Source organism: Janthinobacterium aestuarii (assembly GCF_051380835.1).
Lineage (GTDB): Bacteria > Pseudomonadota > Gammaproteobacteria > Burkholderiales > Burkholderiaceae_D > Janthinobacterium > Janthinobacterium aestuarii.
Genome location: NZ_JBNYXU010000007.1, coordinates 182,750 through 196,734, shown reverse-complemented (window position 1 = coordinate 196,734; position 13,985 = coordinate 182,750). Strand labels below are relative to the sequence as shown.

Here is a 13,985-nt window from a genome sequence, read left to right as displayed (position 1 = left end):
CTCAGGCCGGCAAGCGGACCGCCTTGAAGCGCCGCCAGGCCTTGTGCATGCGGCCATCGCTGCCCTGCGCCTGCGCGCGCGCCGCCAGATAGCCGCGCACGAAGGCCGCGTGCAGCCGCAACCGGTCCTGGGCAGACGGGTCAGCCTGGTCGGCCTGGCCAGCCTGAACTTCGGGCAATTCCTGCAGCAGCCGGTCGGCCACCTGCACATCGTTGAGCCAGCCCAGTTCATCCTGCAAGGCCGACAGCCGCCCCACGTACGGTTTCACGGCCCTGCCCGCAAACAGCGAGGCAAAAAATTCCGTCGCATAGCGCGTCTTCTTGGCCGCGATGCGCACCCGGTGGCGCTGCTGCGGCGTGGCATGCAGCAAACACTTGCCACGCTTTATCAGGCGGCGCTGGTCCTTGCGCAGGGTGGCGCGGGCAAACGGCGAAACGCGCGCATCCAGGCGCCGCAACTGGCGCACGGAACAACTGTCGCGCCAGGCGCGCGCCTGCAGCCAGCGCTGCAAGCCCAGCATGCAGGCCGTGTAGCGCGCCGAGGTGACGGCCTGGGCCGCTTGTTCGTGCTTGAGGCGCGCCTGCGCGTGGGCCGCCTCCGCCAGCGCCGCCGCATCCGTGGCCGCCACACCGTCCAGCTGTGCCAGGGTATTGTCAGCCAACACATCCCAGTCGCGCGCCTCGCCCAGCGCGCCGCCCAGCCACTCGAGTTCGCCCTTCAAGGCATCGGGCAGCGCCAGCAGGGACTTGAACATGCCCAGCGCCGAGCGCAAACGGCGCAGGCCCACGCGCATCTGGTGCACGCTTTCCACGTCTTCGCCCCCCGCCACGCCATCCTGGTTGCCGCTCACTTGTTCGAGGCAATTGCTGCAGATAGCGATGAAGGCTTGCTGCACCGTCATGCCGTCATCGAGCCACAAAGGCTGCGCCTTGACGGCTTGCAAGGGATGCGATGCGGCCAGCCGGTAACCGCGCTCCGCCTTGCTCATGTGGCCCAGCTGCAGCGGCACCTCCTGCAGCAGGGCCAGCGCCACGTCGAACAGGCTGGCGGCTTGCCCCTGCTTCAATTCCAGTTCGATCTCGCTGACAGGCACGCTGTATACAGCACCATCAGCACCATCGGCGCCATCCGCACCGCGTTCAATGACACCCTGGTCCAGCACGCATTCGATCTCGTCGCCCTGCGGCGTGCGCAGCTGCCATACGGTGCGCTCCATGCGCGTGGTAAACACGGGCTGCAAGGTATCGCGGATGGCGTCCTGGCGCAACAGCGCGCGGATGGGCTGCTTGCGGCCGATGGCCGCATCGAGCGCGGCCAGATCCGGTTGCGGCCCCGGCACCTCGCCTTCCCATTCCTGGCGGCTGTGCAAACCGCCGCTCACGCTACCGCCCGCCTTCAGGGTTTGCACCCAGCGCCCGTCCACCTGGCGCACGCGCAAGCCCGCCTGGTGGCGGCACAGCTGCAAATCGGGCGTATCGACATAGATATCGTGCATCCGCAGCAGTTGCGGCTCACCTTGCGTGGATTGCGCCAGCAGCGGGTGCGCGCGCAAACGCGGTACATCTTGCTGCGCCAGCAACAATTTCAATTCGATTTCCATGACCGCTCCTTGCGAGACTCCTGATCGCCCATTGTAAGGCGCGTGCGGCCGCGCGTACGGCGCACGCACACGGACCTTGATTTTGCGCGAAAATAAGCGCTTCATTCAACCAGGAGATGCCATGACCTACCACGCCGCCGAGAACCGCTACGACAGCATGCAATACCGCACCTGCGGGCGCAGCGGGCTGAAACTGCCGCTGCTGTCGCTGGGACTGTGGCACAACTTTGGCGACAGCAACAATCTGGCATCGCAGCGCGACATGCTGCGCACCGCGTTCGACCTGGGCATCACGCATTTCGACCTGGCCAATAACTACGGCCCGCCGTATGGCAGCGCGGAAAGCAATTTCGGCAAGCTGCTGCGCGACGATTTTCTGCCCTACCGCGATGAGCTGATCATTTCCACCAAGGCGGGCTGGGACATGTGGCCGGGGCCGTACGGCCAGGGCGGCGGATCGCGCAAATATGTGCTGGCCAGCCTGGACCAGAGCTTGCGTCGCCTGGGCCTCGACTATGTCGACATCTTTTACTCGCACCGCTACGACGCCGACACGCCGCTGGAAGAAACCATGGGCGCGCTGGCCACCGCCGTGCAGCAGGGCAAGGCGCTGTACGTGGGCTTGTCGTCGTATTCGCCGCAAAAAACGGCCGAGGCGGCCGCCCTGCTGAAGGAATGGAAAGTGCCGTGCCTGATCCACCAGCCCGCCTACAACATGCTCAACCGCTGGATCGAGGAAGACGGCTTGCTCGACACCCTGCAGCAGGAAGGCATCGGTTGCATCACGTTCACGGCGCTGGCGCAAGGGCTGCTCAGCGACAAGTACCTCGATGGCGTGCCGCAGGATGCGCGCGTCAACCGGCCCGGCGGCGGCTCGCTGCTGCAACAGCACCTGAGCGCGGAAAACCTGGCCCGCGTGCGCGCCCTGAACCAGATCGCCGCGCAGCGGGGGCAAACCCTGGCGCAGATGGCGCTGGCCTGGGTGTTGCGCGATCCCCGCGTCACCTCGACCCTGATCGGCGCGAGCAGCAGCGCGCAAATCCGCGAAAACGTGGCCGCGCTGCAGCAACTGTCGTTCACGGCCGACGAGCTGGCCGCCATCGACGTGCAGGCGCGCGAAGGCCATATCAATTTGTGGGAAGGTCCGTCGCGGGCCACCTGATCACCCGTCCTGCGCTTGTGGCGGCGGCAGCGGGCAGGTAAACTGCCGCCGCCGTCCCCCATCCACTACAAGGTTCCATGCACGCCATCACCGCCATCACCGCTTGCCTGCTGCTGTCCTGCGCGGCCAACGTCCACGCGGCCAATTATTGCGACTCGCCGCAATGGTCTATCGTGCACAACAAGAGCTACGACGAGGTGATGAAGATCGCCACGAAGCGCGACAAGATCCGCGACGCCGAATGCAGTTTTACCGACGTGATCCTGAGAATCCAGAACGAGGAAGCGGGCATCGGGCGCTATCCGGGCATCCTGCTCATCGCCGACGCGCAGGATGAACGCTTCGTCGTCACCAGCCGCGTCGGCGCCTACACCATCTTCAGCTACCGCTATAACGACAAGCACCTGCTGCAGTTTGCCATGAAGGATCACAGCTGGGCGGAAGGAGAAGAGTTCCAGGCCGGCGCCTACAAGATCACGGGCGTGAAGGAATTCAAGACCATCACGGGCTTCCCCACCACCTTGCTGGTAGTACAGTCATTCCAGTTTTACGGGCCCAAATAGGGCGGCAGCAACGCGCCCAGTTCCTGCGCCACTTGCCGGCGCCGTTCGGGCGTGGCGAAGACACCCACCGCCACGTGCCGGGTAACATCACAGATATCGTTGATGTGTATCAATTGGCGCGGCCATTGCGGCACGGCGATGCGCGTGCGCCACGGGGAAAAGTGGTGGCGCCGGCAATGCCCGCCGCTGACCTGTTCGATGATCAGCTCGCCGTCGCGCAGGACGATATGTTCATAGTCGCGCGCATGGCGCAGGTAATGCAGCAGGGCGGCGGCCACCAGGATCAATTCGGCGAAGGAAAAAACGGGAATGTACCAGAGGCCGCGCAGCGCAAAGGCGGCAGCAATGACGAGGGAAAACAGGCATAGCAAGCCATAGGCGCGCAGCAACTGGCGCGCCGTCAAGGCACTGTGGCGCGCCAGCAGCCATTGCGGCTGCTCGCGCGAGTGATCGCGTGGCATGGCGCCTCCCGCACTATCGCTCCATCACCGCAGCGGTCCTCGCCGCCGCCAGGTTCAGCCAGATCGTTCAGCCAGCTTGCGCCAGGGTCAGGCGCCCATCCGCACCAGCGCATGGCCCACGTGCTGCCACCAGTGATCGCGCGACTTGACCTGTTTCAGGCAAGACGTGTCGATTTCCGTAGGAAACACGTGATCCTGGCACGCCTTCGTTTCCAGTGCATAGCGCTGATTTTCCGCCGCCGCCAGGGCCACGACGAGCCAGAACGCCAGCGCCAGCAAGACCACCAGCAAACTCCAGGCCAAGTGGTTGGTATTACTTTTTTCGCCAAAAAACTCGCGTGGCCGCGTCTCGCGGTACATCGACATCAAGTCTTTTTCTTTCTCTTCCGACATCTGCGTTTGCATCCTCTGACATCCTATCCTGTACCGGCCGGCTGGCCATGGCGGCGCGCACGCCGCCTTGCCTCCATTTTACGCTGATGGCGCCACAGCGGCGACAATTTGCGGCCTGCCGCTGGCATCAGGGGCGCGGCGCTGGCGCCCGGGGAGCGCCGGACTCGGCATCGCCCTCCTCTGCAGGCCGCACGGGCGCCAGGCTTTCCACATGGTCGACGTCGATGTCGCCGCCATCGGGCGCCGTATTGCGCGGCTCCACGCCGGCCCGCTCGCCCGTGCCGGCAGCATCGCTGTCGCTATCGAGCTCTTCCGGGTCCTGGCCCGGCACGCCCTGCATGTCGCTGCCGCTGTCGGAACTGTCGCTGGGGCCCAGCGCCCCCTTGCCATGGCCGCTGCCCAGGACGCGGTCGGGGATGACGGGCAAATTGTCCGGATCGAGTGAACTGCTGCTCATGGCGGCCTCCCGTTAACAAAAAAACCAGCTTACTCCCCTGGCCCGGCCAGCGGCGCACGCCTGCACGGCATTTCCCAGTGGAAAATGCGGCGGCGCACAATTATTTTCATAAATTACTTCACAAATGTAATATTCATTGCTATAGTTAATTCAAGTAAGCATCTTCTCATCCAGAAACTGCTTCATCGTCGGCACGGCGCCCACCGGCGCCATGCCGACGAACCGACCGGTACGTGGCGATCCGGCCCATCCACCCAGCCATCACGCACATTTTGGAGTCTTATCATGCAAGCCAAATCCCTCATCGCAGCATTGTTTGCCATCACCGCCGCCACCTCGGCTTTCGCCCAAAGCGCCGCGCCTGCCGCCACGGGCCAGCAATTGTCGCGCGAACAAGTCACGGCCGAATACATCCGTGCCCGCAACGCCGGCGAAATCGCCACCAGCGAAGTCGACTACCCGAAAACGCCGGCCACCGCCGCCAGCCAGGTGACGCGCGAGCAAGTCATGGCCGAGTTCTACGCCGCCCGCAAAGCCGGCCTGATCCCGCAAACGGAAGCGGACTTTGACGTCGCGCAAACGGCAAAACACGTCGTGCAATAAGAAACCAGTCAGCCGGTTTCAGTAACAACTCAGTTGCGGCGCAGCACCCGGGCCACTCCCGGCGCTCACCGCGGCGAGCTGTCAGCATCGCCCCAACACCACCTTCCGGAGTTCCTGCATGTCCCTGCACCGCCGTTTGCTTGCCTCCAGCCTGATCCTTGCCTTGAGCGCGTGCGCCGACATGGGCCATATCGCGCCGCAATCGGCCATGCTCGACGCCAACAAGCTGCAAGCGAGCCAGGCCATGGATGCCGCCGCCAGCGCAGCGATCGCCTGGCCCCGCACGCAATGGTGGCAAGACTTGCACGACCCCCAATTGAACCGTTTGATGGACCAGGCCCTGGCCGACAGCCCCACCCTGCGCGGCGCCCAGGCGCGCGTGCGCCAGGCCGAGGCGCTGGCCGGCGCGTTTGAGGACAAGACCCGCCCGCAGGCGGACGCAAATGTTTCCATCAACCGCGAACTGTATTCGCAGCACGGCAGCACGCCGGCGCCGCTGGCCGGCAATTACGCATGGCGCAACCAGGCCACCGTCACGGCTTCATACGACCTGGACCTGTGGGGCCGCAACCGCGCCGCCCTGTCCGCCGCTCTGGGCGACGTGCAGATGGCCTCGGCCGAATCGCAGATGGCCCGCCTGGCACTGGAAACGGCGCTGGTGCGCACCTACATCCAGCTGTCGTATGAATTCCAGCTGCAGGACGTGATCGAACGCAGCCTTGCGCAGCGCGCCCGCATCCTCGACATCACGCGCCAGCGCAAGGCGGCCGGCATCGGCACGGATATCGACGTGGCGCAGATCGAAACCACCTTGCCGGCCGGACGCCGCCAGCTGGAACAGTCGGCCGAATCGCTGGCGCTGCTGCGCAACCAGCTGGCGGCCCTGGCGGGCAAGGGCCCGGCAGCGGGCGCGGCGTTCACGCGTCCCGTGCTGCGCCTGGACCAGCCGCTGGCCATTCCCGCCGCCCTGCCCGCCGACCTGATCGGCCGCCGTCCCGACATCGCCGCCCAGCGCTGGCGGGTGGAAGCGGCGGCGCAGCGCATCGACGCGGCCAAGGCCGAGTTCTACCCGAACGTCAACCTGGTGGCGTTTGCCGGCTTCCAGGCCTTCGGCTTCAGTCATTTTCTTGACGCCAACTCGCAGATCCGCGGCGCTTCGCCCGCGCTGAGCCTGCCCATCTTTGCCGGCGCGCGTCTGCGCGCCCAGCTGGGCAGCCAGACAGCCGTGTACGACGGTGCCGTCGAGCAGTACAACGCCACCGTCATCAACGCCATGTCGGACGTGGCCAACGCCGTCACCAAGGCGCAATCGCTGGCCAGACAACACGAACTGACCGCGCAGGCGCTGGCTACGGCGCAGCGCGCACGCGACCTGGCGGAAAAGGCGTACAAGGCGGGCATGAGCGACGCCATCGCCATGCTCAACACGCAAGTGGCGCTGCTGGCGGAAGAACAGCAGCAGGCGCAAAATGGGGCGCGCGAGCTCGATCTGTACGTTTCCTTGATGAATGCACTGGGAGGCGGCATATAAGCTTGCAATCCTGGCATTGCCCTAGCCCAACAAGATACAATCGGAACTTTATTCACACATGAAGGAATATGACATGACCGCTTTTGACGCCACCGCCAAGCGGCTGCAAAACATCCGCACGCGCATGCCAGGCTTCCCCATGGAACTGATGCGCCTGTTGCGCATGACGTACCACATTCAAAAAGGCATGAAGGACCTGACCAACGCCGCGCTGAAAAAGCACGACCTGGTCGATGCCAGCTACATGGTGCTGGCCGTGCTGTACGGCACGGACGACGAAACGTCGAACGCCTGCACCCTGGGCATGGCCTGCCATGAAAAACCGGCCAACCTGACGCGCGTATGCAACGACCTGGAAACACGCGGCCTGATCCACCGCGGCACGCGCCCCGGCGACCGCCGCTCCGTGATGATCTCGCTGACCGACAAGGGCCGCGCGCTGATCGAAACGGCGCTGCCCGACGTGTACCAGGAAACCTCGGCCCTGTACGAAGGGTTCACGGAAGAAGAGCTGCAAGTGCTCGACAAGCTGTACATGCGCCAGCTGCGCAACCTGAACAATCTCAACAACCAGAACTGATAGCCTATCGATGACGCCAGCCACAGCAACAACACCTATAGACGGCCCCCTGACCCGGGCGGCCCGCTGGCTGGCGCTGGCGCTGCAGGACTGGCGCGCGACGGAAGGCGAACGCTGGATCTACGTCGGCAAGACCCTCATCGCCGCATTCTGCGCCCTGTGGCTGGCCTACCGCCTGGGCCTCGATTCGCCGAGCACGGCAATGACCACCACCATCATCCTGGCCCTGCCCAGCAGTGGCATGGTGCTGGAAAAAAGCTTTTACCGCCTGTGCGGCACCCTGCTCGGCTGCACGGCCGCGCTGACCCTGATCGGCCTGTTCCCGCAGCAGCCCGTACTGCTGTTCGCCGGCCTGGCCCTGTGGGTGGGTCTGTGCACGAGCGGCTCGGCCCTGCACCGCAATGCCCAGTCGTATGTGTATGTGCTGGCCGGCTACACGGCTTGCATGATCGTGCTGCCCGCCATCGAGCAACCGATGCAGGTCTTTTCGCTGGCCGTCACGCGCGTGGCTGAAGTGAGCCTGGGCATCATCTGCTCGGCCGCCGTCTCCAGCGTGCTGCTGCCGCGCCACCAGGGCACGCAGGTGATGCGCACGGTGCAGGCGCGCTACGGCAAATTCCTCACCTTTTGCCAGGACGTGCTGCAGCAAAAGCTCACGCCGGCGCAGGTGGAACTGACGCATCTGCAGTTTGCCGCCGACGTGGCGGCGCTGGAGCTGGGCCGCTCGGCCGCCCTGTTCGAAGTCACCAGCAAGGTCAGTCACGTGCGCGCGCAAAACCGCAAGCTGCACGCCTTCAACGCCACCTTCATGACGGCGCTGACCACCTTCTATACTTTCCACCGCCTGTTCGACCGCCTGCGGCGCGATGGCGAGACGCAGGTCATGCAGGCCTGTGCGCCTTTATATGCCATCGTCGCCGAAGCGCTGCAAGCGACGCCGTCGCAAGACTCGCTCGACACCATGCAGCGGCATCTGCAAACGGCGCTGGGCCAGGCGCGCGCGGACATCGATGGCGCGGCCATCGCGCATGCGCAGCGCATCGACTTCGACACCGTGTGCGAGCTGCTCGAGCGCTTCGCGCGCGACATGAGCCGCTTTCACGAAGTGTATTTCAGCCTCGTGCACGACACGCCGCTGGACGTGAGCACGCCGCAGGCGTATGCGCCGAAGACGCCGCCCGCGCTGGTGCTCGCCAGCGGCGCGCGCGCCGGCATCAGCCTGGCCCTGCTGGCGCTGGGCGCCTACTTCCTCGCCTGGCCCTACGCCAGCACGGCGATGCTGATGGCGGCCGTGTTCTGCGCGCTGGCCTCATCCTCGCCGCGCCCCATCATGATGATCCGCCAGGTGCTGGCGGGCTTCCTCATCGCCATGCCGCTGTCGCTCGTCTGCGTGTACTTCGTGCTGGTGCACGGCGACGGCTTCCCCATGCTGGTACTGAGCTTTGCGCCGTTTCTCGCCGTCGGCCTGTACCTGATGACGAATCCGGCCAAGCTGGGCGTGGGCCTGGGCGTGTCGACCTTCATCACGCAGATGGCGCCGACGAATGTGATGCACGTCGATGGCGCGGCTTTCCTCAACACGGGCATGGCGCTGATCGTGGGCCTGATGCTGGCCGCCCTCGTGTTTGCCGTGCTGCTGCCCGAGCACACGATGGGCCACAAGGACCACATCGGCCGGGCCCTGTGGCGCGAAGCGCTGCATGCGTGCACGGCGCCCGCACGCCGTGTCAAACACCGTTTCGACAACCGCGTGCGCGACCTGCTCAGCCAGCTCAATGCGGCGGCCGGCCCGGCGCCGGGCGAGGCCACGCGCGCCGTCGTGCGCCAGGCCTTGACCCTGCTGGAAATCGGCCACTCCGTGATCGAACTGCGCGAACTGATCGCCACCGCCAGGCCAGGCGCCACGCGCCACGCGCTGCAGCAATGCGTGGACCACATCGCCAGCTGGCTGCGCACGCGCAGCGATACGGCACTGCAGGCGGCGCTGGCCGCCACCCTGCAGGCGGGCGCCGTGGTGCGCGCGGCCCAGACGGAAGCCGATGCGACCGCCGAGCGCAGCGCGCGCCTGCAGACGGCGCTGGCCGACCTGCATTCGATCTATACCTCATTGCTCGACCACATGGCGCCTGGCGCCGGAGACCACCATGCCGCGTGAATTCGCCCTGTTCGGAATTCTGATTCCTACCCTGCTGCCCCTGTTCCTCCTCAGCATTGCCCTGCAAACCCTGCTCGACCGCGTGCTGGGCTGGCTGGGCGTGTACCGCATGGTGTGGCACCCGTCGCTGGCGCGGCTGTGCATCTTCATCGCCATCTTCGGCGCGCTGGCGCTATCGCTTTACAAATAAAAAAACTGTTCAACCCGATCAAGGAAAGGCTGCCGACATGGTAAGCAAACTGACCCGCTATGCAATCACCGTGCTGCTATTGGCAGCCGCCCTGTGGATAGGCAAGACCGTCTGGGACCGCTACATGGAGTCGCCGTGGACGCGCGACGGCCGCATCAAGGCCGACATCGTCAACATCAGCGCCGACGTGGCCGGCACCGTCACGGACGTGCTGGTACGCGATAACCAGGTGGTGCAAAAGGGCGACATCCTGTTCGTCGTCGACAAGGAGCGCTATGCGAGCGCGCTGGCGCAGGCCGACGCCGTGCTGGCCGCGCAAAAAACGGAACAGGGCCGCCGCGGCAAGGAAGCGCAGCGCCGCGCAGGCCTTGACGCCAGCATCATCTCGACGGAAAGCCGCGAAAGCGCGGCGTTCGCCGCCAGCTCGGCCACGTCGCAAGTGCAGGCCGCCGTGGCCGCCCGCGCGCTGGCCCAATTGAACCTCGAGCGCACCACCGTGCGCGCCCCCGTCAGCGGCTACGTGACGAACCTGAACGTGCACAAGGGCGATTTCGCCGCCGTCGGCGCGGCCAAGCTGGCCGTCATCGACAGCGCCTCGTACTACGTCGTCGGCTACTTCGAAGAGACCAAGCTGGGCATGCTGGCGCAGGACGACAAGGCGGAAATGAATCTGATGAGCGGCGGCACCCTGCACGGCCACATCGAGAGCATCGCGCGCGGCATCACCGACCGCGACGCCGCCACGGGCCGCGAACTGCTGGCCGACGTCAACCCAACGTTCAACTGGGTGCGCCTGGCGCAGCGCGTGCCCGTGCGCATCCACATCGACGAGCAGCCGAAGGGACAATTGCTGGTGGCCGGCACCACGTGCACCGTGGTGGTGACACCCCATTCGGCGCCGGCGCCGAAACCAGCGGCCGCGCACCCGGCATGATACGCGGCGGCGCCGGGCGTCTGGCGGAAATCGCCCTGTTCCTCGACGCCGCGGCGCTGGGCAGCTTTTCCGCGGCCGGCCGCAAGCAGGGCCTGTCGCCGGCCGCCGCCAGCGCCGCCATCGCGCGCCTGGAAACGGCGCTGGGCGCCACCCTGTTCGAGCGCACCACGCGCCAGCTGCGCCTGACGGAAGAAGGCGTGCACTACCGCCACTACAGCGAACAGGCGCTGGACTTGCTGGCGCAGGCCGAAGACGGCTTGCACGCGGGCGGCGGCGCCGTGCGCGGCGTGGTGCGCATCTCGGCGCCATCCGACATCGGCCGCCAATTGCTGCTGCCCATGCTCGACCGCTTTGCCGCGCTGCACCCGCAGGTGCGCCATGCGCTGACCCTGACGGACGTCACGGCCAACCTGGTGCAGGACGACGTCGACCTTGCCATCCGCTACGGCGAGCTGCCCGACAGCGACATGGTGGCGCGCCTGCTGCACCCGGGCCGGCGCGTCGTTTGCGTGGCGCCCGCGCTGGCCGCCAGGGTCGGCGTGCCGGCCGCGCCGCGCGACCTGGCATCGCTGCCGACGCTCGTGCTCACGGCCGGCGACGGCGCGCCGCAGGAGTGGCGCTACCGCGAAAACGGCAAGCGCCACGGCCTGCGCCTGCAGGGTGACTGGCACAGCAACGATGGCGAAATCATCCGCCGCTGGGCAGTGGCCGGCCATGGCTATGCCTACAAATCGCTGCTCGACATCGGCGACGACCTGCGCGCGGGGCGCTTGCAGACGGTGCTAGACGATTACTTTGCCGATAGCGTCCCCCTGAACCTGCTGTACCGGCGCAGCCGCTTCCAGCCGCCGCGCGTCGCCCTGCTGGCCGGCTTCCTGCTGCAGCAATTCGCCGCCCTGCCGGCGCACGGCTAGCCAGCCATCCTCACGGCGCCAGCACGCCCATCTGGCGCAGCAGGGTCAAATTATCTTCCAGATGCCAGTTGTCGCTGATGCGTCCCTGCGCATTGACCCTGTACAGATCAAACGCATGGAAATCGATGGCTTGGCCCTGTCCCTGCAAGGGGCCCTGCGGCGTGGGGAAGACGCCCGTGAAGCGGCCCGTGAAATGCAGGCGCAAGGTAACCCGGTCGCCCGCCACCAGCATCTCCTCGATGGCGACTTTCAAATCCGGTACGGCGGCATGGAATACTTGCGACGCCTGCAGCGGGCCGGCCAAGCCCTGCGGGCGGCCGGCGGGCAAGGTGCGGTCGGTGAAACCGTCGGCCAGCGCCAGCCGCGCCATGGCCGGATCGCCGCTTTGCCAGAACGCGGCATAGCGGCGTGCGGCCAGCGCCGCGGCGGCATCGGCTTTCGCGCCGGACAGGTGGGCCGGCATCGGCAAATCCGTGGCGGCATGGGCTGGCGCGGCGGCCAGCAGCGACAGGGTCAGAATGGCGGAGGCAAAAATGGAGGCAGAAGCAGATACGGGCATGATGAATCCAGGTTGGTTGATCGGCGTGCACATGACACCCCCGCCATTCTGGACTCGCTTGCCTTGCTTGATAATTGGCCCCGCGCTTGAATCAGTCGCTTGCCAAATTTGAAAATGAGCTGAAAATCAGCGTCCGCCCGCCACGTCGAGGATGCCGCCCGTCACATAGCTGGCGCCCGGCCCCAGCAGGTACAGGATGGCGTCGGCGATTTCTTCCGGCTGGCCGCCCCGCTGCATCGGCACGCCGGGCGCCAGGCGCGCCACCCGTCCCGGTTCGCCGCCCGAAGCGTGGATCTCCGTATAGATGATACCGGGCCGTACGCCGTTGACGCGGATGCCCTCGGCCGCCACTTCCTTCGCCAGGCCCAGGGTCAGGGTATCGACGGCGCCTTTCGAGGCCGCATAGTCGATGTATTCGTCCGGAGAGCCGAGGCGGGCCGCCGCCGACGACACGTTCACGATGCGTCCGCCCTGCCCGCCATGGGCCGTCGACATGCGCCGCACGGCTTGCTGGCAGCACAGGAAATAACTGATCACATTGGTGCGCAGCACGCGTTCGAGGCGCTGCGCGGACATGTCGACGAGCCGGCATTTCTGCTCCAGCACGCCCACATTGTTGACCAGCGCCGTCAAGGTTCCCAGGCGCGCGTCGATTTCGCCGAACAGGCGCGCCACATCCGCTTCATCGCTGGCATCGGCCTGCACGGCGATGGCCTCGCCCCCGTCGGCCACGATGCGCGCGCACAGCGCGTCGGCCGCCTGCGCGTCGCGCACATAGTTGATGCACACGGCATAGCCCTGGCGCGCCGCCAGCAGTGCCGTCGCCGCGCCGATGCCGCGGCTGCTGCCGGTAATCAAGATCACTTCCTTCATTGTCCCTCCTGAATAGTTGTGGCTTCATCATACGCGGACGAAAAAAAACCCGCGCGCGGCGGGTTTTTCGTACTGGCACATTCAATTTCGGAAATGCGTCATGGCGTAAGTGAGGTGCTGCCACCAGTGTTCGCGCGACTGCACGGACGCCAGGCATTTCGCATCGACCTCGTTCTTGAACGCGGGGTCCACGCAAGCCTTGATGGCCAGCGCATTGCGCTGGTTTTCCACGTTGACGATGGCAATCGCCAGCCACGCCACGAGGGCGAGGGCCAGTACGCACAGGGTCCAGGGCAGCTGTTTCATGAGGCGCTCCGCTTACTTCTTCGCTGGCGCCGGTGCGCGCTCTTTCAGCACGCGCGCCACCAGTTCATCCATCACGCGCAGGGTCGCGGCCTGGGTTTGCGGTTCGGACTGGCCAGGACGCGACAGCTGCGCCGGCGACGTGACGAAGCGGCCATCGATGACGATGGTCGGCGCGCTCTCGATCTTGCTGGCGGTGATCAGCTGCTCGTTGCGTTTCAGCTTGGTCTGCACGCCGAACGAGTTGAACATGTCCAGGTATTTCGCCTTGTCGATGCCGTTCTTCACCAGCAGGTCGAGGATGGCGTCATCGCGGTTCAGGCGGTTGCGCTCGACGTGGATGGCGCGGAAGATCTTGTCGTGGAACTGGTCCAGCTGGCCCATCGCTTCCAGCGTGGCATAGGCGTGCGCCTGCGGGTCTTTCGGGCCGGTGGCGGCCAGGTGGACGCGGCGGAAGGCGATCTTGTCGCCCTGCTTCTTGACCCAGTCGTGCATCAGCGGATCGAGCACGTAGCAGTGAGGGCACGAATACATGAAGTACTCGACCACTTCCACCTTCTTGCCCGTGTCCGTGCGCACTGGCGTCGTGAGCGTGGTAAAGCCGGTATCGGCCGCCATGGCGCCGCCGGTGGCCGCCACCAGGGTGACGGCGGCAAGCAGGGGACGCAAGAAACGCAGAAAACGCATATAAATCCTTCATCATAAGT

Annotated in this window: 17 protein-coding genes; 9 read left to right on the top strand and 8 right to left on the bottom strand. The window is 65.9% G+C overall.

What is annotated here, in order from left to right; translation table 11 throughout:
• Position 1 precedes the first annotated feature (1 nt).
• Positions 2 to 1,600, bottom strand: a complete 1,599-nt coding sequence (locus ACQ4WO_RS19490; protein WP_436482851.1) for a CYTH and CHAD domain-containing protein — start codon at positions 1,598 to 1,600, stop codon at positions 2 to 4.
• A gap of 121 nt (positions 1,601 to 1,721) precedes the next feature.
• On the opposite strand from ACQ4WO_RS19490, the gene mgrA reads away from it, so the two are divergent.
• On the top strand, positions 1,722 to 2,762 hold the full coding sequence (mgrA, locus tag ACQ4WO_RS19485; protein ID WP_436482850.1) for an L-glyceraldehyde 3-phosphate reductase: 1,041 nt from the start codon (positions 1,722 to 1,724) through the stop codon (positions 2,760 to 2,762).
• 77 nt (positions 2,763 to 2,839) lie between these two features.
• Positions 2,840 to 3,325: a hypothetical protein gene (locus tag ACQ4WO_RS19480; protein WP_436482849.1), complete on the top strand. Its 486-nt coding sequence runs from the start codon at positions 2,840 to 2,842 to the stop codon at positions 3,323 to 3,325.
• On the opposite strand, the gene ACQ4WO_RS19475 is transcribed toward ACQ4WO_RS19480, so the two are convergent.
• The 3 genes from ACQ4WO_RS19475 to ACQ4WO_RS19465 form a co-directional block, all read right to left on the bottom strand.
• Positions 3,310 to 3,786, bottom strand: a complete 477-nt coding sequence (locus ACQ4WO_RS19475) for a DUF2244 domain-containing protein (protein ID WP_436482848.1) — start codon at positions 3,784 to 3,786, stop codon at positions 3,310 to 3,312. The two genes, ACQ4WO_RS19480 and ACQ4WO_RS19475, sit on opposite strands and share 16 nt — an antisense overlap.
• Positions 3,787 to 3,873: 87 nt before the next feature.
• Complete coding sequence (locus ACQ4WO_RS19470; protein WP_034782067.1) at positions 3,874 to 4,191, bottom strand: hypothetical protein; 318 nt, start codon at positions 4,189 to 4,191, stop codon at positions 3,874 to 3,876.
• Positions 4,192 to 4,306: 115 nt separating this feature from the next.
• The gene (locus tag ACQ4WO_RS19465; protein WP_436482847.1) at positions 4,307 to 4,636 is read right to left on the bottom strand and encodes a hypothetical protein; all 330 of its coding nucleotides are present in this window, start codon (positions 4,634 to 4,636) and stop codon (positions 4,307 to 4,309) included.
• 285 nt (positions 4,637 to 4,921) lie between these two features.
• Here ACQ4WO_RS19465 and ACQ4WO_RS19460 point away from each other — a divergent pair, with 285 nt between their 5' ends.
• The 7 genes from ACQ4WO_RS19460 (at position 4,922) to ACQ4WO_RS19430 (ending at position 11,543) form a co-directional block, all read left to right on the top strand.
• On the top strand, positions 4,922 to 5,239 hold the full coding sequence (locus ACQ4WO_RS19460; RefSeq protein ID WP_230515429.1) for a DUF4148 domain-containing protein: 318 nt from the start codon (positions 4,922 to 4,924) through the stop codon (positions 5,237 to 5,239).
• 118 nt (positions 5,240 to 5,357) lie between these two features.
• Positions 5,358 to 6,770, top strand: coding sequence for an efflux transporter outer membrane subunit (locus tag ACQ4WO_RS19455; protein ID WP_436482846.1), 1,413 nt, complete (start codon positions 5,358 to 5,360; stop codon positions 6,768 to 6,770).
• Between the two features lie 73 nt (positions 6,771 to 6,843).
• Positions 6,844 to 7,350, top strand: a complete 507-nt coding sequence (locus ACQ4WO_RS19450) for a MarR family winged helix-turn-helix transcriptional regulator (RefSeq protein ID WP_034751839.1) — start codon at positions 6,844 to 6,846, stop codon at positions 7,348 to 7,350.
• A 10-nt stretch (positions 7,351 to 7,360) separates the two neighbouring features.
• Complete coding sequence (locus ACQ4WO_RS19445; protein ID WP_436482845.1) at positions 7,361 to 9,505, top strand: FUSC family protein; 2,145 nt, start codon at positions 7,361 to 7,363, stop codon at positions 9,503 to 9,505.
• The gene (locus tag ACQ4WO_RS19440) at positions 9,495 to 9,695 is read left to right on the top strand and encodes a DUF1656 domain-containing protein (protein WP_034751763.1); all 201 of its coding nucleotides are present in this window, start codon (positions 9,495 to 9,497) and stop codon (positions 9,693 to 9,695) included. The genes ACQ4WO_RS19445 and ACQ4WO_RS19440 overlap by 11 nt, the downstream gene beginning before the upstream one ends.
• A 37-nt stretch (positions 9,696 to 9,732) precedes the next feature.
• A complete protein-coding gene (locus ACQ4WO_RS19435; protein ID WP_436482844.1) occupies positions 9,733 to 10,629 on the top strand; it encodes an efflux RND transporter periplasmic adaptor subunit in 897 nt (298 codons plus the stop codon).
• A complete protein-coding gene (locus ACQ4WO_RS19430) occupies positions 10,626 to 11,543 on the top strand; it encodes a LysR family transcriptional regulator (protein ID WP_436482843.1) in 918 nt (305 codons plus the stop codon). Before ACQ4WO_RS19435 ends, ACQ4WO_RS19430 begins: the two co-directional genes overlap by 4 nt.
• Positions 11,544 to 11,553: 10 nt before the next feature.
• Here ACQ4WO_RS19430 and ACQ4WO_RS19425 read toward each other — a convergent pair whose 3' ends face one another.
• From ACQ4WO_RS19425 to ACQ4WO_RS19410, 4 genes are all read right to left on the bottom strand, one after another.
• The gene (locus ACQ4WO_RS19425; RefSeq protein ID WP_436482842.1) at positions 11,554 to 12,102 is read right to left on the bottom strand and encodes an ester cyclase; all 549 of its coding nucleotides are present in this window, start codon (positions 12,100 to 12,102) and stop codon (positions 11,554 to 11,556) included.
• A 126-nt stretch (positions 12,103 to 12,228) separates the two neighbouring features.
• Positions 12,229 to 12,975, bottom strand: a complete 747-nt coding sequence (locus ACQ4WO_RS19420) for an SDR family oxidoreductase (protein WP_436482840.1) — start codon at positions 12,973 to 12,975, stop codon at positions 12,229 to 12,231.
• A gap of 81 nt (positions 12,976 to 13,056) precedes the next feature.
• The gene (locus ACQ4WO_RS19415; protein ID WP_436482838.1) at positions 13,057 to 13,281 is read right to left on the bottom strand and encodes a hypothetical protein; all 225 of its coding nucleotides are present in this window, start codon (positions 13,279 to 13,281) and stop codon (positions 13,057 to 13,059) included.
• A gap of 12 nt (positions 13,282 to 13,293) precedes the next feature.
• Positions 13,294 to 13,965 (bottom strand): thiol:disulfide interchange protein DsbA/DsbL, encoded by a 672-nt coding sequence (locus ACQ4WO_RS19410; RefSeq protein WP_034751770.1) that lies wholly within the window; start codon positions 13,963 to 13,965, stop codon positions 13,294 to 13,296.
• Positions 13,966 to 13,985: the final 20 nt, after the last annotated feature.